Here is a 19,419-nt window from a genome sequence, read left to right as displayed (position 1 = left end):
GTAATATATTGAGCGAACTAATTTTGATTTAGTCAGGATTTAGCTAAACTTAAGAAATACTGCTGTAGTGGTCAGGTAAACTCAAGAGAAATGTAAATTAAATGTGTCCAATGGAATATGAGAATGATGAGCTAATTTTTCTCTCTGAGGAGAACACGGCTGACAACACTGAATTCGCAGGAAGCTGGAATATACTGGTGGTTGATGACGATGAGGAAATCCACTCGGTAACACGGTTGGCCCTTTCTGATTTAGTGCTTAATGACCGAAACTTGACCTTTTATCACGCCTATTCCAAGGCTGAAGCCCTTGAAATTATACAGTCTCTAGGCTCTACTTTAGCGATTATTTTGCTAGATGTCGTTATGGAAACGGACGACGCAGGCCTGCAAGTGGCCCAAACTATGCGAAATGAACTGAAGTTGACAGAGCCCAGAATCATTTTGCGTACAGGGCAACCGGGTTATGCTCCTGAAGAAAGTGTAATCAAAGAATACGACATCAATGACTACAAGACGAAAACAGAGTTAACGCGTAGCAAACTTGTCACGACCATTATCGCCTCGTTACGCTCATATCAACAGATTCTAACGATCAATCAAAGTCGTATTGGTTTAGAAAAAATCATCCATTCGGCCGCAAATTTACTTGAAGAGCACTCAGTCAATCGATTTTGTGAAGGTGTGGTGACCCAAATAAGCTCGCTTATTGGTTTGGACTCCTCAGGGGTTGTATGTGCCAGAGCTGGATCCGTTATCGATAAAGATGAAAATGCGGTCTACGTATTGGGTGCTGCAGGAGAGTTCGCAAGTTATATCAATAAAAAAATTGATAAACTGCACGATGAAAAGATAGTGCAATCGGTTAATCAGTGTCTTCAACAACAGCATCACATATACGGCGATAACTTCACCGTGCTTTATTTGAAAAGCTCTGAATATGACGCAGCTGTGTTCTTAAAAATTGGTCGACAAATATCGGAAGCTTATGAGCAGCTGATCGAGGTGTTTTTAGCAAGTATTTCAGTGGGTTATGAGAATGTTAATTTATTCCATCAACTACACACTGCCGCGTTTAAAGATTGGCTAACCAAGCTGCCAAATAGAATCGAATTTATTAACCGCCTAGACGATATCAGTAATGATGCAGAGCACGCTAATGATGTGGTTGCTTTGATTGATATTAATCATTTCGCCGATATCAATGACGGGCTAGGCCAGGATACTGGTAACGACACCTTATTGGCCTTAGCTCAACGTATTGAATCCACTTTTCCGACAGCGGCAGCGCTGGGGCGAATCGGCTCGGACGTATTCGCCGTTGTCGGTACAGAGCGAGAAGTCAATCCTGCTACGCTTCAGGGTTTGTTTAATAATGCATTTGAGGCTGGCGACCATATGCTACCGCTGAGCGCGGCATTTGGTTTTTGTCGGTTTAATGGTAAAAAAAATACGGGTATCAATATACTCAAGCACGCCAACATAGCGTTAAATAGGGCGAAAAAAAGTCTAAAAACGAATTTTGAGTATTACGCCCCAGAAATGGAAGAGCAAACGACGTGGCGCTTAGAGATGATCCGTCAGTTGCGTACAGACTTCGCTGAGCGAAAATTGCAATTGTGGTATCAGCCGCAAATTGACTTAGTGACTCAAGATATCATTGGTATGGAAGCGCTACTTCGTTGGCCTTCTTCTGATGGGGGATTCGTCTCTCCCGCGGTATTTGTACCACTGGCAGAATACTCAGGCTTAATCATAGATATTGGTGCGTGGGTTATGCAAGAGTCATGTGAAAAGCTGCGTTTGCTAACAGAAGCAGGATTCAAAGGCTTGCGCATGGCAGTCAATATATCTATGCCTCAATTTCGTGATCCTGCGTTTATAAACTTGGTTAAAAAAGCAATTATAAACAATGATTTAGAGCCTGATTGCATAGAGTTAGAAATCACTGAAAGCATTGTGATGGATGAACCCCAATTGGTGGTTGAAGCACTGAATGAACTCAAAGAGTTTGGCGTTAAGGTAGCCCTTGATGATTTTGGTACAGGCTTTTCGTCAATGAGTTATTTACAACAGCTACCGCTTGATCGCTTGAAAGTTGATAGAGCGTTTGTTAGTGAAATAAGCCCCAATAAATCGGCCTTTATTGCTGAAACCATCGTCACACTTGGGACAAAACTCGGTCTGAGGACGATTGCTGAAGGTATTGAAAAGCCAGAGCAAGCCAACTATTTACTCAAGCTTGGTTGTGATGAAGCCCAAGGCTTTATGTATGCTAAACCAATGCCTTTTGGTGAATTGCTGACATTTATAGGGCAACGCAAAAGGGGCCAATCCCTGTAGACACTAGATAATCTTAGCGATGGCGTGCTGCATCGCTGATACTACTTGCTGCTCAAACCAAGGGTTTTTCTTCAACCATATGTTATTCCTTGGAGACGGATGGGGCAAAACGAAAAACCTTGGTTGGTACGCCTGCCAATCTTTTACTCTCTCCGTCAACGATCGCTTATCCTGTAAGTAATAGTTTTGAGCATATTGACCAACCAATAAAACATGTTTGATTTGCATGGAGTTTATGAGGCGCTCATGCCAAAGGGGCGCGCATTCTTTACGCGGCGGCTTGTCACCACTTGACGCTTTTCCAGGATAACAAAATGCCATCGGCAGAATTGCAATATTGTCTGGATTGTAAAACTGCTGAACGTCTAGATTCAGCCATTTCCTCAAGCGTTCGCCCGAAGCATCATTCCAAGGCTTGTTCGTTTCGTGTGCTTTGATACCAGGAGCCTGACCTACGATAAGTATCTTTGAGCGCTGATTTCCTTGAATGATTGGACGAGGGCTCAGGGGCAAATGTGCTTTGCATACTTGGCATTTTTTAGCGTCGTCAAAGTCGGTGATTTAATATTCCTTCCAAAAAATACAGTTTTGTCATATTATTGTCATAATCCTGTGGTTTAAGAGTCGATTTGTTTCCACGTTGGATTGCGATGCTTAGCGCTTTGTTAAGCGATTTATCGAGGAAATCATTATGTTAAGAATCAAATCATTTATCATTGTCGGCATTTTAAGCGCATTCGGTGCGGCATCAGCGCAAGCTGAAACTCAGAACAACAGATTATTTGACTGCATGGAATCAACCACATTTGCTATTGACGGTTCATGTATCGCTAGCAAAATTCAACAAAATGTTAAGTTTCGTGAAATGCAGTCAGACATCACTCAAAGAACGCAAGTGCAAGACGCCAATGCAATCGCGACAATCCAATTTTTTGAAAAAGACATGCGTATCAATGTCATTGCCCACAAAGATGCATTAGCTGAGTCAGAGTTATTAGTGCTCAACGTCGCTGAGTAATAAGGCTGTGTTAGGTTAACCAAATACCTGAATCGTTCAATGTAGTGATAAGTTCACATTGAACGGTTATTTTTAGCCTTTAACTTACTGTTTGGCTAAGTCAATTTTTTAATACTTCAGTTATTCCACTTCTTATAAAACCACTTTATCTATCATACAAAAAAGCCCCCTTGTGGGAGCTTTAGAATACTAAGCCATTTGATATTTTACTTGATACAGCTGCAGCCATTTTTGCTTTCGTAACTCTAAATTGTATTTGAGTTCGCGGTATTTAAAATCTAGTTCTAGTTTCTCGTAATTACGCTTCAATTTATGTTTGCGAATTTCCATTAAGCGTTTTTTAGTGGCGTACATTTCGCCCATTTTATGCAAGATTGCATCATATTCCTGCTGTAAACTATGTAATATCTCATCGGCATTTGGAAGCACAGATAACTTCTGTTGTGCGCGCTGCAATTGCATCGCCATCTTCGCTTTCTCAATACGTTCTTCTGGGCAGCGGCGTAAGTTTTTGGTCCAGCCTATAAACGACAGCCCTCGTATTAGCCATTTAGTTGGATCAAACTGCCACCATTTAATGCCATTGCGGTAATCATATTCAAATATGTGGTGGTAATTATGGTACCCCTCACCAAAAGTGAAAAAAGCTAAAATGTCATTATCGCGGGCTGTATTTTTATCTGTATAAGGTTGACGTCCCCAAATATGGGCAAGAGAATTAATAAAAAACGTCACATGATGGACAACCACTAGGCGGAAAAAACCAGCAAGCAACACCATACCAAGCACATCACCATTCAACCAACCTAATGCCATTGGAATGCCAAAGTTAGAAATAAGCATGATGGGAAGGTAGTACTTATGCTGCCATACAACGACCTTGTCTTTTTGAAGGTCTTTACAATTACTATAATCAGAATAGCGGTGTATCTGATATTCGCGAAGCATCCAACCCATGTGTGAATACCAAAAGCCACGCTTGGCCGAATACGGGTCTTTATCGTTGTCGTCCACATGCCTGTGGTGGATCCTGTGATCAGAAACCCAATGTAATATGCTGTTTTGAAGGGCCATTGCTCCGCCAATAGCCAGTACGACTCTGACAAAGGTATTCGCTTCATAGGCTTTATGCGCCCACAGCCTGTGGTACCCAGCGGTGATAGACATCCCTGAGAAGTAAATAAGAATAATACACGCAGCGATCTCTGCGCCATCAAACCCTTGGGTTAGAGCAACGTAAGGCACAAGAAAGAGTGCGACTAGTCCAGTAATCACAAAGACTAAAACATTAGTGAGAATTAAACGGGGTTTTTCCATTACAAAAAGCAGTACTTTATTCAGCTTACACTTGTACGCTAATTTATCTAGCAAACGCGTATTTAGCAAGCTATTTCTTGTATTGAACCTTATTACTTCGTGCTGATTCGCGTTAAATATGGATAATATAAAGGAATTAATATTCAAAAGGGGCGTAACGTGAGTCGTCAAGAACAAAAGCTTAAGACGAGACGAACCATTATAGATGCAGCTTTTAGTTTACTGGACGAGCAAAGAAGTTTGTCTAGTATCAGCTTGCGTGAAGTAGCTCGCGCCGCTGGCATCGCACCGACCTCATTTTATCGACATTTCAAAGACATTGACGAGCTTGGTTTAACATTAGTCGATGAGGCTGGCTTAAACTTAAGGCAGTTGATGCGTCAGGCTCGATTGCGGATTGCCTCAGGTGGGGGAGTGATAAACACGTCGGTGGATACGTTTATGGAGTTCATTTGCGCCCATAGCAATGTTTTCCGGTTGCTGCTTCGTGAGCATACCGGAACGTCTTTGGCATTTCGTGCCGCTGTATTACGGGAAATTCAGCACTTTATTGTTGAGCTAACAGATTACACTATGAGCACAACAGGGTTGCCCTATCAGTATGCGAACTTACAAGCAGAAGCTATGGTTAAACTTGTTTTTAGTGCGGGCGCAGAAGCGTTGGATTCAGGCGCTGAACAACAAGCAGTGTTGGCTCAGCGCGTTAAGTTGCAGTTGCGATTTATCGCTAATGGGGCGAAAGAGGCCGCCGGCGTTTAGCGCTTTTGCAAGTAAACTCCTGATTCCACATGATGTGTATATGGAAATTGATCGAAAAGAGCAAATCGGACTACATTATGTGTTTCGCTCAATACTGCCAAATTATTATTGAGTGTCTCAGGATTACACGAAATATACACAATGTTTTGATACTCTTTGATCATGTCTAGCGTGTCGTCATCAAGGCCAGAGCGCGGGGGATCCACTAAGACTGTTTGGCAATCGTAATCCTGCAAATTGATACCTTCTAAACGCCTAAAGCTGCGTTCATTGTTTAGTGCTTGCACAAATTCTTCGCTCGACATCCTTAAGATAGTCACGTTTTCTATGTTGTTTAAACGGATATTATCTTGCGCAGCAGCAACCGAAGATTTAGATATTTCGGTTGCTAATACTTGTCGAAAATTTTGTGCCAGAGGAAGACTGAAATTCCCTGCACCACAATACAATTCGAGTAAATCGCCTTGGCAATCTTGAGTAACATCTAACGCCCACTCAAGCATTTTGCTGTTTACCCCAGCATTTGGTTGCGTGAAGCTATTTTCAATTTGTTTAAACGTGTAGAGTCGGTCATTCACTGGTAGCGTTTCTATCACATAATCTTTGTCTAACAGCACTTTTTGCTTTTTCGCGCGGCCAATTATGTCGATTTTAAATTCATCTCTTAACAATGCGCGTAATGCTTTTGCTTCTTTTAGCCACTCATCTTCTAAAGGTTTGTGATACACCAAGGTGACTAATATTTCATTGGTTAGGGTACTCAGATAATCGATTTGGAATAACTTTCTACGTAATACTTCGTTCTTTTTTACTAATGACAATAACTTCACCATCACTTCATTGATAACGATACTGGCAGGGGGAAACTGATTTACTGCATACTTTTGCTTTGTTGATTGGTCAAACATGACATGATCTAAGTTATCTCCGTCGTGCCACATCCTGAATTCCGCACGCATCCTATAATTCAGAGGTGCTGATGAAAACGCCTCTAATGCTGGCATCGAAAATGTTTTGAAAGCCTGTTGCACGCTATTAACTTTTTGAGCGAGTTGTTGTTCATAGTCCGCAGGGTTAATTTCGGTTGGGCGCACGGCAATTCTCCAGATGATGTTATTAACGAGCGCGGGATTGTAAGTGTTTTCAGCGCTTGTGCAATATTAGTTTTTGATTGCGATGAATTGTACTAAATTTAGCCAGCATGCGGCCGATAACCTAGTTGAGGAAAGTGAGGTGGCACAAATGAATATTAATGAAATTAAGGCTTTCATGCGTGAAAAGCCGGCGCACTTGGGGGAGGCAAATAGCTTTCAGAACCAATTGCGTGATTCAGGTCTTGAGCAAGCAAGCACACTGGCGGGTGATAAGGCGTCCTTGAGCGGCGCATTATCATCTCATAGTTTTTTTGCAGGCCAAGTATTAACTAATTCCATGAACCACAGTGTATCGGTTGGGGCAAGCAAACTTCAGCTTAGAGTACCCCAGCAAGCTGACGAGGAAGAGACGAATAAAAGTTTATTCGACTTTGAAGAGGTCGCTCGCAATGTGTTGAATTTTGTCGGTGGTGCAATCAAAAATGCTCAGGGAAAAGGCGCTGACGACGATGCTTTGAATGCTCTTTTTGAGCAAGCTCGTTCGGGGGTATTAAAAGGCATTGGCATGGCTGAAAAAGATCTCGCCGGAGTGATGAATGATGACATCAAAAATGGGATTAGCCGAAGCCAAGAATTAATAGATACGGGATTGCAAAAGCTAAGAGATTCGATTTTCTTAGAAACTCAAGAAGCGAGCGATGTCGGCACGTCTAACGTTTCGTTGGAGAATCAAGTGAACTATCAACGCCGTGACACGGGTGAGTTACGTATTCGTACGTTGGATGGTGACGAAGTTAACATTCGCTTTGAAGACTTGGAAAGCTTTGAGTTAAACCAAAAGTTGCTGGTAAAAGTTGAAGAAGAACAAGTGTTTCAGCAGCCAGTAGAGCCATCGAAACCTCAATCGGTAAACAATGCGCAAGATATAGCCGAAAACGACGTGGCTGATGAGCCGAGCCTTGATAGCGCTGAGCAAAAGGGCGTAACGCAATCTTTACTACAAGAAAGCGATGATGCAAGTAACAACGTGACAGCTAAAGTCACCTCAACGCAACGCTATGAGCACATTAGCAGTAATGCACTGTCTTTCACTGTGCAGGGGGAGTTAGACGAAGACGAATTAAAGGCGATAGGTACATTAGTTGCTGACGCCAGCGATTTAGCTGATGAATTCTTCAACGGTGATATTGAGTCAGCATTCAATCAAGCATTAAAGCTGGGATATGATGAAAAAGAGCTAACCGGTTTTGCTTTACAATTAACTAGACAAGAGCAAACCCAATCTATTCAGGCGTATGAATCGGTTTCTCATTTCAGTGAAGATGACCCTAGAGGAGACCCTAATAAGACGGTTAAACCGGTCGCGCATTATCTAGATAAAATGTTGGATGTTTTTGAGCAATCGAGGCAAAAGCTTGAAAGCGGTGAACAGTATGACGATTTGATTAATGGATTGATTAATCAAATGGGCGATGTTCACACACCAGATTTAATTTCTGCAATTCAACGTTTTCATAGTTTTAATCAAAAGCTATTGAATGGTTTACCGTTAAACTTCTCAGGAACTAACCAGAGTGAATAACTCGCTGGAGCGATAAAAGTTCGGAACAAGATAACGTTAGTCACTAAAGGTGACTAACGTTATTTAGAGGTGGGGACTAATCTTCTAAATTTAGCTTTTTAAGCAGCAATACTGCTTGAGTTCGAGTATTAACTTCTAGTTTTCTAAATACTGCACTGATATGCGCCTTAACGGTCGCTTCAGTGACATTTAATTCGTGAGCAATTTGTTTATTTAATAAACCATCATGGATTAGCTTTAACACCTGAAATTGCTTAGGTGTTAATTCTGCAATTCGTTGCGCTAAATTGAGTTCTTCACCATCAATTTGGGCAATCTGTGCTTTTAACTCTTCAGTTAACCAAATTTCACCGCTCATGATTGTTTTCAAGGCATCAGCAATCATCAAAGTAGGGCTGGACTTAGGTACAAAACCTTTTGCGCCGAAGCTCATCACGTACGAAACAACTTCAATAGAGTCACTAGCCGAGACTACTGCGACAGGAATTTCAGGATAATCCTGAGTGACTCGAATTAGACCATAGAAATTCTCACATCCAGGCATGTGCAGATCGAGTAATATTAAATCGATATCTGGGTTTTCATGGAGCGTCATCAATGTAGAGTCGAGCGAGTCGGATTGCAAAATCTCAATATCTTCAAACAGTGGACTTAGTGCACCCACTAAAGCTTCGCGAAATAGCGGATGATCATCTGCAATTAAAAACTTTGCCATTTATTTGCCTTCAATAAATAATTCAATATTAAGTAACAAGACTAATACTTTAGTCTTGATTAATGAAGGGATTAATTAACTTCCCTGCAATTTATGTGACACATTCTATCAGAAGGCGTAAGTATGATGTAACAAATACCTCATGCAGTTTGTTTATATCAGAAAAATTTTTACGATCCTCTTAATCCATGGTGCAAATAGACAAGAGAATTGCGTGGTTTAGTGGCTGCGGGTAGAATTACGCTAATTTTCCACAATCATTATCAATTACATGCAATCAAGCAAAGACGCCATTTATTCACAACCTCAACAGGTAAGTGATTTCCGCTTCGATGATACCGTAGCAGAGGTTTTTCCAGATATGATCCAGCGCTCTGTGCCGGGTTATAACACCATCGTCGATGCAATTGGGCAATTGGCTGGACGCTACGCTACAAACAATTCCAATATATACGATCTCGGTTGCTCCCTCGGCGCAGTTAGCTTAGCAGCGGCAAAATACGTAGTGGCTGATAACTGTAGTATCATTGCAGTGGATAACTCTGAAGCTATGGCTCAGCGGTGTGCCCGGCACGTAAAAGCGTATAAAGCGAATACTCCCATAGAGGTGATTTGCGATGATTTACAAAATATCCACATCGAAAATGCATCAAGCGTGGTAATGAACTTCACATTGCAATTTATCGACCCCACTCAGCGTGATCAGATTATTCAGAGCATATACGATGGCTTAGCACCGGGTGGAATTTTCATACTTTCAGAGAAGCTTCGCCACGCATCAGAGCAAGGGAATGAGTTACTAATTGACCTTCATCATGAGTTTAAAAGACGCAATGGTTATAGCGAGCTAGAGATAAGTCAAAAGCGTGAATCAATTGAAAACATTTTGCGGGCTGAAACGTTTGAGGCGCATCAAACCAGACTAAAAAATGCTGGTTTTGACGATGTCGTATTGTGGTTTCAGTGTTTTAACTTTGCCTCCATTGTCGCGATCAAAAGCTAACACTTTTTTATTTATTTACTTTACAGGCGCCGTTCATGTCAGTCCCTTGGTTCAACCAGTTTTATAAAGAAATTGCCGACTCCCCGCTAAGTGCTTGGTTAGAGCTACTTCCCGGGCAGATTTCTACCTGGCAAAAAGAGCAGCTACACGGTGATTTCAACAAGTGGGTAAAGCTGCTTGGCAAGCTGCCTCAGACTCATCCTAGTGAAATTGAGCTCAAAGAGAGGGTTGAATTTGGGCTGCAAAGCGAGATAAACGAGTATACGCAGAAGCAAATTATAGGCTTACTTAAGCAGTTTATGCCATGGCGTAAAGGGCCATTTCATATTCATGGTATTCATATTGATACAGAGTGGCGGTCCGACTGGAAATGGGAAAGAGTACAACCGCATATACAGTCGTTAGAAAATCGTTATGTTCTTGATGTTGGTTGCGGCAGTGGCTACCACATGTGGCGTATGCTAGGAGAAAACGCCAAAATGGTGGTGGGCGCGGACCCTTCTCAGTTATTTTTGATGCAGTTCCAAGCCATTAAGCATTTTAACCCCGACCCACGCATTCATTTATTGCCCGTAGGTGTTGAGCAGCTACCTGAAAAAAACGCCTTTGATACGGTTTTTTCAATGGGGGTACTGTATCACCGAAAAAGTCCACTCGATTTTTTACAACAGCTAAAAAATCAGTTGCGACCCGGTGGCGAGCTCATTCTGGAGACACTTGTTGTGGAGGGAGATGAAAATACTGTATTGATGGCCGGGGACAGGTACGCTCAAATGCGCAACGTATGGTTTTTGCCTAGTACAGATGCCTTGTGTTTATGGATGAAACGACTGGGCTTTAAAAATGTGCGCGTGGTAGATTTAGCAAAAACCACGATTGAAGAGCAGCGCGCAACGCAGTGGATGGACAGTCAATCTTTGGTTGATTTTCTTGATCCGAATGATTACTCAAAAACCATTGAAGGCTATCCTGCGCCCTTGCGCGCCGTTGTTGTGGCTGAGCGATAGCATATGCGCTCAATTTACTCGTTAATAAATACCCGTTTGGCGCGCGTTGGCATTCGGGTGACTAATTCATAGCCTAACGTATCCGCCCAAGCGGCCACGTCATTAACCGGTATATTCTTGCCCCAAAGCTCGACTGGGCTGCCTTCACTTATATCGGTTAATTGAGTGACGTCAACGCATAACATGTCCATCGAAACACGACCCGCTAACGGCGCTATCTGGCCATTGACCATAACAGGGGTGCCAGATTTAGCCGTTCGAGGGTAACCATCACCATAACCTGCCGCCACAGTGGCGATAATGCTTGGTCGCTTCGCTGTCCATATTGCGCCGTACCCTACTGACTCGCCAGTCGCGACGTGTCTCAATGCAATCACTTTTGAGCTAAAAGTCATCGCCGGAATGAGTGGTAGAACGTTGATATCACTTTGATTGAAGGGACTAATACCATACAGCATGATCCCTGGGCGGTTCCAAGTGCTGATGCTTTTCGGTGTAGCAAGTAGGGCAGCTGAATTGGCTAAGCTACAACCTGCGTATGACGGCTCCGCCGATACTTTTTCAGCAAGCTTTTGTATTGACTGTATTTGACTCAGCAGTAAAGGGTGCTCGGGGTGATCAGATGTAGCAAAGTGCGTCATAAGCATAACCGAGCACACATTCTTGCTGGATGCGAGTTGAGTATAAGCCTTCAATGCATCTGAGACAGGTATGCCTAGGCGATGCATACCAGTATCAACTTTCAACCATACTTTTATGGGCTTCGTTAATACTTGGGCCAGCAGATCTTCAATTTGCTTTTGGTTGTGAATAACAATTTGTAGGTTTAATTCATTTACAACACTCAATTCACTAGGACAAAAGCAGCCTTCAAGCAATAAAATGGGCGTTTTTATATGGTGTTGGCGCAAACTTACGGCTTCTTCAATACTCGACACCGCAAGCAGAGCAGCTTGGCCATCAAGAGCGCGCGCTGTTGCTACTGCGCCGTGGCCGTAGGCATCAGCTTTGATGACCGCAAGAGTATTGCTCTGACGGTCGTTGGTGGAACTTTCAAAGGCGTTAACACCCAGAGCATTTGCATATGCGAAGTTTTGACGGATAGCATCCAGATCTACCGTAATCGAAATAGGGCGTGGCATTAACGGCCTTTAATATTGATATTTATATTGGCTAAACAAGGCTTGTGCTTGCAGCCATACATCACCGACAGAACCGTTACCCACCGGAGTACCATCAAGCGTTACAATAGGAGCCACTTCTTTGGATGAGCTGGTCAGCCATAATTCATCCGCATCACGTACCTCGTCCATCGTGATAACACGCTCTTCAACCTTAAATGAGCTGTGCTTACGTAAAATGGCTAACAGCAACTTTCTAGTAACACCTGGTAGCAGTTGGTTATCCAAAGCGGGAGTAGCGATCACGTTATTTTTGACCATAAATACGTTGCATGAGCTTGCTTCGGTAAGTTCCTGTTGTTGATTAAACAGTATGGTTTCTTGCATACCAAGATCTTGGCTTTGTTGATAATGCATAACATTGCCGAGTAACGAGGTCGATTTAATATTGCATCGCTTCCAGCGCAAATCTTCACTGCTGGTAACATTGAACGCTTTTACACCATCTTTGTCTGGTGTCGGCGCAGGCGGTATCTCGAATGAAAAGGCAAATACCGTTGGCTCGACGCCTGTCGGATATGCATGAGCTCGTTTGGTGTCTGTGCCGCGACTAACATGAAGATAAATTCCGCGGTTACCGGACTCGTTCTTTGCGATCAACGTGTGAATGATTTTTTGCCAGTCTTCTACTGTGTAATCAAGTTGAATGCCGATAGACGCCAAACCCGATTGCATGCGTTCAATATGAGGCATAAAGCCAACAGCTTCACCTTGATAGGTAGGTACCACTTCATAAATACCGTCGCCGAATAAAAACCCGCGGTCCATAGGTGAAATTTTAGCTTGTTCTTGGGGGAGATATTCCCCATTTAAAAATACGATGCTCATAGTTAAGACTCAAAAAAATAGCATTGGAAGAAGGGCTGTTGAATGCGGATTATGCCACGAATTTTTATAATGAATTAAGCTACTTTGTTAGCAAATTTGAATTTTTACCGTGAATATCCTTCATATCAGGTACAATAAGGTTCGCTTCTATTGCTCAACACAGACAGGTTTTATGCTGCAAATTGGTAAGTTCAACTCATTAAACGTAATTAAACAGGTACCCTTCGGATTTTACCTTGATGGTGGAGACGATGGTGAGGTTCTGCTCCCCACGAAGTTTGCTGCCGAAGATTGTAAGATTGGTGATACCTGCCACGTCTTTATTTATCACGATAGCGACAGTCGCTTGATCGCCACCACGCAAACACCTTTGGCTGAAGTAGATGAATGCGCCTTCTTAAAGGTGGTGAGCGTAAATAATGTAGGCGCGTTTTTAGATTGGGGTATCGATAAAGACATTCTGGTGCCCTACAGCGAGCAAGACTTCCCGATGGCAGAGGGCGTGTCTTACGTGGTATTTGTGTATTTTGATGATGAAACAGGCAAAGTCGCTGCATCCACGCGTTTACGTGACTTTTTATTTGAAGAAGGCCAGAACTTTGCGCCTAAACAAGAAGTCGATTTATTGATTTGCGGTCGCACCGATATGGGATACAAAGCGGTGATAAATGGCAGTCACCTAGGTTTGATATTCAAAGATGAAGTGTTTAAACCTTTGCGTATAGGTGAGCGCACGACAGGCTTTATTAAACGTATCCGTGAAGACAACAAAATCGATCTGTGTTTTCAGTTTCACGATGATGGCGCACGCAAAGATTTAGCAGAACAAATTATTGACGATCTCGAGGCCCATGGCGGTATATCAACCTTAACGGATAAAAGCTCAGCACAAGAAATATCAAAGCGCTTCAATGTCAGTAAAAATGTATACAAGAAGGCGCTAGGCGCTTTATACAAGCAAAAACGCATATTGCTTGATAAGAGCAAAATCACCTTAATTAAATAGAATGTAAGCAGTAGTTATTTGCATTGGAGTAAAAAATGAAAGCGACCGTTAGTTGGCAGTCAGATATGAAATTCGTTGGTGAAACTGACACAGGAAAAACCATCGAAATGGACGGTGATGGCAGTCAGGCGACCCCTATGGAAGCCGTATTATTGGCCGTTGGCGCGTGCTCATCTATTGATGTAGTAGAAATTCTTAAAAAATCACGCCAAAGGATTACCGGCTGCGAATGTCAACTCGATGCTCAGCGAGCAGATGAAGCCCCAAGAGTGTTTACTGAGATTCATGCCCATTATGTTGTCAGTGGCGAAAACCTAAGTGAGAAGCACATTCAACGTGCCGTTCAACTGTCAGCTGAAAAATACTGCTCAGTCATGTTGATGTTAGAAGGAAAAGTTAAGATCACGACCAGTTTTAGTATACAGCCCTAGTTAAAAATCCGAGTACCGTAAACGAGTTGAACAAGGTCGCTACGTTCAACTCGTCATTTATTCATCTCACCAATAAAGTCAGCGGAGACTTACACCAGTGCGGTAAAGGCTTGCTCGAAGTCCGCAACGATATCGTCTACATCTTCAATACCAATCGAAAAACGCAGCATATTATCATTAATACCCATATCGGCTCTTTGCTCGGCAGTGTTCTCAAAGTAAATAGTTTGGGCGACGGGTAAACCTAATGTACGGGTGTCCCCTAAATGTGTTGCGCACAACACTAACTTAAGCTCATTTAAAAATGCGAGCGGGTCGATATGCTCAGCTAGGTCGATACTGACTATTCCCCCATAACCTGTGAATAGCTCTCGCGCTATATAATGTTGTGGGTGGTCCGCTATACCCGGATAGTAAACGTGCTGAACGTGTTCATGACCATGTAAGTACGTCGCCAGACGCAGCGCATTTTGGCAAATTCTCTCTACCCTCAAAGCCAGCGTTTCAATACCTATGGATATGCTGTGGGCCGCATCAGGAGATAACGTTGCCCCCATGTCTCTAAGGCCGCGTTTCTTAATTTGCGTCAGTCCCCATTGCTGGGTATCCGCTGTGCGGTAAATAGGTAATATGTTGTTAAACCCACTCCAGTCGAATAAACCAGTGTCGACAACGACACCGCCCAGCACATTACCGTGCCCTGATACATACTTAGTTAATGAAGCGATAGTCAGTGAAGCCTTGACGCTTTTGGGATCAAAAATATTGGCAGGCGTCATGGTGTTATCAACGATAAACAGCAATTTTTGTTCGTTACATAACTGACCTATGGCACTTAAATCAGATACTTGGGTGGCAGGGTTGGCTATGGTTTCGGCATACACTAATTTGGTATTTGGCTTTATAGCTGCAATCACGTTTTGCACATCTGTTGCGTCAACGAAGCTGATCTCTATACCCAGTCCTTGTAATGTGCTGGCAAGGCTGCTGGTATTGCCAAACAAGAATTGGCTCATAATGATGTGGTCGCCAGCGCGAAGCAAACTTAAAAACGTTGCACTGATGGCTGCCATTCCCGTAGAAAAGGTAATGGCACCCACGCCACCTTCTAATTCATTAAGAATATTTTGCAATGACACACTTGATGCAGAGGATGAGCGTGAATATACGTGACCTGCTGCTTTGCCTTGAAATACATCGACTAGGTCTTGCGCGTTATCAAATGCAAACAAAACGGAATTATTTGTTGCTTGATGCACCGCTCCGTTTTGCGGTTTATTGATTACTCTATCTGCGTGTACTAAACGGGTGGTAAAACCTTTGTCTTTCAATCTTTGTCTCCGCTTGGGGGCGTTAAGTTGGTCGCTACTTTATCAGGGAATTTAGCATGCACAGTGTGATAATGCTGATAAATGCGTTGTAGTTCTAATGGTATATTTTCACTTATTGTTAGCACAGGGCCTAATTCAATTCGCTTTTTCTTATAATCAAATGCGACTAAGAACACGGGCATGTCAGCTTTATAAGCGATGTGTAAAAAGCCTGTTTTCCAATTTTCGCGTTTACCGCGCGTCCCTTCAGGGGCGAGGCACAGAATCATGTTATCTGCTTGGCGAGCTTCTTCCGACATTTGTTCTACCATGCCATGTGCTTTTTGGCGCTTTATAGGTAGCCCACCCCAGCGACGGAGTAACACCGAAAATGGTGGAATAAATAAGCTGCTTTTCGCGAAGAAAGTAATTTTAAGCTTGAGTGTAAACGCGACGGCTATTCCGATCACGAAATCCCAGTTCGAAGTATGTGGAGCCACGGCGATTATCATCTTTTTGTGTTTGGGAAATTCACCACTAAATTGCCAACCCATAAGTTTAAGTGTTGCTCTGCCGATCGAACAACTAAAGGCGTTACCAATGCGCGGTAAATCTTCACTTAACTCAGGAGTATTTAATTTGTTAGCCATTTCTTTCTTAGCTGTACCACTTTACACTAGATGAATGATCCGTCATGTCATCGGCATTGTCGAGTGCCAATCCTACTTATGCACTCCTGCGGCTCCAAGATATAATAAAAAAGGAATATAGAATTTTGAGATATATGTTTTTCGCGCTGGCCTTATACAGCGCAATGGGCTTTGCTCAGCAGACGGCGCAAAATCTTTTTAGCCATTACCAAAGTGCACTATATCAAATTCGAATTATTGAATTGGGTTCAGGTAACAAGTCTTCAATTGGCTCTGGGTTTCAAATAAATGACTCAGGTGTGCTGGTAACGAATTACCACGTTGTCTCTGAATTCGTTTATTTTCCTGAAAAATATCGTATTGAGTATCTCGCTGCTGATGGCTCTGTTGGTGATTTGTCGCTGGTTAACATTGATGTGGTTAATGATCTTGCGTTAGTGCAGGTCAAAAGTGGAAGTAGCAGCGCGGATTTCTTCTCATTATCTGCCTCATTACCCGAGCAGGGTAGCAGTATATACTCACTTGGTAACCCGCATGACTTAGGCATGATTGTGGTACCAGGTACCTTCAATGGTATTAAAAAGAACAGTTTCTATCAGCGTATTCATTTCACTGGCTCGATTAACCCAGGCATGAGCGGCGGTCCTGTTGTGAACCCTGAAGGCCAAGTTGTTGGTGTCAATGTCGCAACAGCGGGTAACCAAATCGGCTTTCTAGTGCCCTTGACTAAAATCCAAACATTAATTGACGCAGACGATTTCACCCCGTTAGCGCCAGACGATTACAAGAAGGTTATTGCCTCTCAGCTAATGGTGAATCAACAACGTTTGTTTGAACGCCTTGAACGGGGTGTATGGAAATCAAATGAATTAGGCGGCGCGAAAATACCCACCCTAGAAGGCGCATTACTTTCTTGTTGGGGAGATTCAAACAGCGCGGATCAAGAAGCGTTATATTTGTCAGTAGAAAATAGATGCAGTTTAGATGAAGAAATATTCCTTCATGGCGGTCTTCGTACTGGCGGTATAGAAATAGAATTTGAATGGCTTGAAAGTGGCGAATTTGGTGCACACCGCTTTTATGACTTCTTTAGTGGCAGCATTTCAGGTGCTGGTGCGGGTAATCAAGCTAGCAAAAATGATGTGAGCAACTATCAATGCAAACAGGATATTGTAGCCAATACTCACGATGTTAAAACCAAAAGTATTTTATGTTTAAGGGCATATAAAGAATTCGCACATTTGTACGATGTTTTATATATAGGAGCCACATTGAACCACGAGTCCCAAGGGTTGATAAGCCACTTTACCCTAGCTGGGGTGAGTCAGGAATCGGCTACGCGGTTTACTAAGCAATTTGTGGGAGCAATAGCATGGCAATAGTGCTTGAGTTGCTTTCACGTAAAGACCAAACATTAAAATACTTTAAATTTAATAAGTCAGAGATTTTGGTGGGTCGTGATCATCATTGTGATTTGCGTTTGGAAGACCCTTATATTAGTGCCGAGCATGTGCGCATAACGCAAGACAGCCAAGATCAATCTATCTTCTTTGAAGATTGCCAAACGATAAACGGCACGTTGGTAAATAAGCAGTTAATGACGAGCGGTAAACTGCACGGTAACGATATTTTAAAACTGGGTCGTACACGCTTAAAAGTCGTCAATACGAATCAGCCAGTGTCAGCCGCTTTACCATTGAGCCAGTTAGAAGAGAGTTTGAATTGGTTGTCCAGTAGTGCAGTGGCGATTTTGCTTACGTTAGCTTATTTAGTGTTGTCCATGGTGTTTGAGTTCACCAATAGCGTTGAAGCCTACAATGTATTTGACATGTTACCTAAAGAGATGGGGCAAATGGCTTTGTTAAGTGCTTGGCCTATCGGCTTCGCTGTAATGGGCAAGGTTTTTAACAAAGAAAGCAGAGTAGTGAGTCAGTTTTCTATTCTCTGGCTTACATTGTTTATATTTTACGGCTTATATTTGTTAGGGAAATTACTTTCTTTTAACTTTAATGCACCTGAAGCATTGGTATGGGTTGAGCTAATTGTGTATTCACTGGTGTTGTTTGGTTTTATTTGGTTGTCTTTGTTTTTTGCTTTTCACCAAACCAATACACGGCGCAATCTCGTGGGTTCAATGATGACCTTAGTAATAGTAGTACCAGTGGTCAGTATAGGTATGTTAGGTAGCAGCGACTTTAGCGCTAAGCCTGATTACAACAGTATCATGTTGCCACCTATCTATCAGCTGCGCCCAGCATCAGATGTAACGACATTCGTTGAAAATTCACGGACCTTGTTTACGGAACTTGATGAACGTATCGAACGTGAAGGCCTAGCTGAGCAAAGCGCCAATGATTAGCACATCAAACAAGTAGTGTATTTTTATGTGTATTTTATTTATTGCTGTAAATCAGCACCCTGATTATCCTCTTATTGTTGCAGCGAATCGGGATGAGTTCTTTGAGCGACCAACACGCGAGTCGTGTTTTTGGGAAGGGCAGCCGAACATTCTAGCTGGGAAAGATCTGCGTGCTGGTGGTACTTGGATGGGTATTAATACCCAAGGTAAACTTGCAGCACTAACCAATATTCGCGATCCCAAGCGTAATCTAGCTAATGCAGTGAGTAGGGGGGAATTGGTTAGCCAGTATCTGCAACACTCTCCTAGAAGCGACGTTTACCTTTCCAAGATGTTAGCGGATGCCGAGAACTATAATGGCTTTAATTTATTATATGGTGATTGGAATAACTTATATGTATTTAACAACCATACGCTTCAATCTGAGAAATTAACAACGGGAGTTTACGGCTTATCCAACGCAAAGTTAAACACCCCTTGGCCAAAAACTTTACATGGCATGGCACAGTTAACCGAATATTGCCAAAACCCTCATACGTTAGAAGTTGAAAGCTTATTTGCTTTACTTAAAAACCAGACCAAAGCCCAGGATGATATATTGCCGCAAACCGGTGTGCCTCTCGAGTGGGAGCGTAAGTTATCCTCGATTTTTATACAAAGCCCAGAGTATGGCACTCGTTCATCCACGCTACTTTTAGTGGATAAGCAGCAGCGTGTATCATGGCAAGAACGAACCTTTAATCATGAGGCTCAATGTATTGCTGAAAATAGCTATCATTTCGATATAAATTAGCAGTATTTTAAGTTCGAAAAATCA

At 42.6% G+C, this 19,419-nt stretch carries 19 protein-coding genes; 11 read left to right on the top strand and 8 right to left on the bottom strand.

Going from position 1 to position 19,419, the window contains the following annotated elements:
- Positions 1-101 precede the first annotated feature (101 nt).
- Positions 102-2,342, top strand: coding sequence for a bifunctional diguanylate cyclase/phosphodiesterase (locus AC0L6N_RS18610; protein ID WP_473476721.1), 2,241 nt, complete (start codon positions 102-104; stop codon positions 2,340-2,342).
- A 3-nt stretch (positions 2,343-2,345) separates the two neighbouring features.
- On the opposite strand, the gene AC0L6N_RS18605 is transcribed toward AC0L6N_RS18610, so the two are convergent.
- On the bottom strand, positions 2,346-2,855 hold the full coding sequence (locus AC0L6N_RS18605; protein ID WP_473476720.1) for a uracil-DNA glycosylase family protein: 510 nt from the start codon (positions 2,853-2,855) through the stop codon (positions 2,346-2,348).
- Positions 2,856-3,033: 178 nt separating this feature from the next.
- On the opposite strand from AC0L6N_RS18605, the gene AC0L6N_RS18600 reads away from it, so the two are divergent.
- Entirely contained in the window at positions 3,034-3,360 is a 327-nt protein-coding gene (locus AC0L6N_RS18600) for a hypothetical protein (RefSeq protein ID WP_011576729.1), read from the top strand.
- A gap of 189 nt (positions 3,361-3,549) precedes the next feature.
- Here the strand turns inward: AC0L6N_RS18600 and AC0L6N_RS18595 are convergent, their stop codons facing one another.
- The gene (locus tag AC0L6N_RS18595) at positions 3,550-4,677 is read right to left on the bottom strand and encodes an acyl-CoA desaturase (protein ID WP_011576728.1); all 1,128 of its coding nucleotides are present in this window, start codon (positions 4,675-4,677) and stop codon (positions 3,550-3,552) included.
- Between the two features lie 159 nt (positions 4,678-4,836).
- Between AC0L6N_RS18595 and fabR the strand changes: the two genes are divergently transcribed.
- Positions 4,837-5,436: an HTH-type transcriptional repressor FabR gene (gene fabR / locus AC0L6N_RS18590; RefSeq protein WP_006991694.1), complete on the top strand. Its 600-nt coding sequence runs from the start codon at positions 4,837-4,839 to the stop codon at positions 5,434-5,436.
- On the opposite strand, the gene trmA is transcribed toward fabR, so the two are convergent.
- The gene (gene trmA, locus AC0L6N_RS18585; RefSeq protein WP_473476717.1) at positions 5,433-6,530 is read right to left on the bottom strand and encodes a tRNA (uridine(54)-C5)-methyltransferase TrmA; all 1,098 of its coding nucleotides are present in this window, start codon (positions 6,528-6,530) and stop codon (positions 5,433-5,435) included. The genes fabR and trmA overlap by 4 nt on opposite strands.
- Before the next feature lie 148 nt (positions 6,531-6,678).
- Between trmA and AC0L6N_RS18580 the strand changes: the two genes are divergently transcribed.
- The gene (locus AC0L6N_RS18580; RefSeq protein ID WP_473476715.1) at positions 6,679-8,112 is read left to right on the top strand and encodes a DUF5610 domain-containing protein; all 1,434 of its coding nucleotides are present in this window, start codon (positions 6,679-6,681) and stop codon (positions 8,110-8,112) included.
- Between the two features lie 76 nt (positions 8,113-8,188).
- Here AC0L6N_RS18580 and AC0L6N_RS18575 read toward each other — a convergent pair whose 3' ends face one another.
- On the bottom strand, positions 8,189-8,827 hold the full coding sequence (locus AC0L6N_RS18575; protein ID WP_006991697.1) for a LuxR C-terminal-related transcriptional regulator: 639 nt from the start codon (positions 8,825-8,827) through the stop codon (positions 8,189-8,191).
- Positions 8,828-9,098: 271 nt separating this feature from the next.
- Here AC0L6N_RS18575 and cmoA point away from each other — a divergent pair, with 271 nt between their 5' ends.
- Together cmoA and cmoB are read left to right on the top strand one after the other, a co-directional pair.
- Positions 9,099-9,830: a carboxy-S-adenosyl-L-methionine synthase CmoA gene (cmoA, locus tag AC0L6N_RS18570; protein ID WP_473476713.1), complete on the top strand. Its 732-nt coding sequence runs from the start codon at positions 9,099-9,101 to the stop codon at positions 9,828-9,830.
- A gap of 35 nt (positions 9,831-9,865) precedes the next feature.
- On the top strand, positions 9,866-10,837 hold the full coding sequence (cmoB, locus tag AC0L6N_RS18565; protein WP_473476711.1) for a tRNA 5-methoxyuridine(34)/uridine 5-oxyacetic acid(34) synthase CmoB: 972 nt from the start codon (positions 9,866-9,868) through the stop codon (positions 10,835-10,837).
- A gap of 14 nt (positions 10,838-10,851) precedes the next feature.
- Here cmoB and alr read toward each other — a convergent pair whose 3' ends face one another.
- Complete coding sequence (alr, locus tag AC0L6N_RS18560; RefSeq protein ID WP_473476708.1) at positions 10,852-11,979, bottom strand: alanine racemase; 1,128 nt, start codon at positions 11,977-11,979, stop codon at positions 10,852-10,854.
- A gap of 9 nt (positions 11,980-11,988) precedes the next feature.
- A complete protein-coding gene (locus tag AC0L6N_RS18555) occupies positions 11,989-12,846 on the bottom strand; it encodes a D-amino acid aminotransferase (RefSeq protein WP_473476705.1) in 858 nt (285 codons plus the stop codon).
- Between the two features lie 172 nt (positions 12,847-13,018).
- Here AC0L6N_RS18555 and AC0L6N_RS18550 point away from each other — a divergent pair, with 172 nt between their 5' ends.
- Positions 13,019-13,852 (top strand): CvfB family protein, encoded by an 834-nt coding sequence (locus AC0L6N_RS18550; protein WP_473476703.1) that lies wholly within the window; start codon positions 13,019-13,021, stop codon positions 13,850-13,852.
- 35 nt (positions 13,853-13,887) lie between these two features.
- The gene (locus AC0L6N_RS18545; RefSeq protein WP_473476700.1) at positions 13,888-14,283 is read left to right on the top strand and encodes an OsmC family protein; all 396 of its coding nucleotides are present in this window, start codon (positions 13,888-13,890) and stop codon (positions 14,281-14,283) included.
- A gap of 89 nt (positions 14,284-14,372) precedes the next feature.
- Here the strand turns inward: AC0L6N_RS18545 and AC0L6N_RS18540 are convergent, their stop codons facing one another.
- Together AC0L6N_RS18540 and AC0L6N_RS18535 are read right to left on the bottom strand one after the other, a co-directional pair.
- The gene (locus AC0L6N_RS18540; RefSeq protein WP_473476699.1) at positions 14,373-15,614 is read right to left on the bottom strand and encodes a cystathionine gamma-synthase family protein; all 1,242 of its coding nucleotides are present in this window, start codon (positions 15,612-15,614) and stop codon (positions 14,373-14,375) included.
- The gene (locus AC0L6N_RS18535) at positions 15,611-16,243 is read right to left on the bottom strand and encodes a lysophospholipid acyltransferase family protein (protein ID WP_473476698.1); all 633 of its coding nucleotides are present in this window, start codon (positions 16,241-16,243) and stop codon (positions 15,611-15,613) included. Before AC0L6N_RS18535 ends, AC0L6N_RS18540 begins: the two co-directional genes overlap by 4 nt.
- Positions 16,244-16,368: 125 nt before the next feature.
- Between AC0L6N_RS18535 and AC0L6N_RS18530 the strand changes: the two genes are divergently transcribed.
- The 3 genes from AC0L6N_RS18530 to AC0L6N_RS18520 are packed head-to-tail and all read left to right on the top strand — an operon-like array spanning position 16,369 to position 19,395.
- Positions 16,369-17,625, top strand: a complete 1,257-nt coding sequence (locus AC0L6N_RS18530) for a S1 family peptidase (RefSeq protein ID WP_473476696.1) — start codon at positions 16,369-16,371, stop codon at positions 17,623-17,625.
- Complete coding sequence (locus tag AC0L6N_RS18525; RefSeq protein ID WP_473476694.1) at positions 17,616-18,602, top strand: FHA domain-containing protein; 987 nt, start codon at positions 17,616-17,618, stop codon at positions 18,600-18,602. Before AC0L6N_RS18530 ends, AC0L6N_RS18525 begins: the two co-directional genes overlap by 10 nt.
- 25 nt (positions 18,603-18,627) lie before the next feature.
- Entirely contained in the window at positions 18,628-19,395 is a 768-nt protein-coding gene (locus AC0L6N_RS18520; RefSeq protein ID WP_473476692.1) for an NRDE family protein, read from the top strand.
- Positions 19,396-19,419: the final 24 nt, after the last annotated feature.

This window comes from Paraglaciecola sp. G1-13, assembly GCF_055809255.1.
The sequence above is the reverse complement of the archived record's forward strand: the minus strand, read 5'-3'. Positions and strand labels throughout refer to the sequence as shown.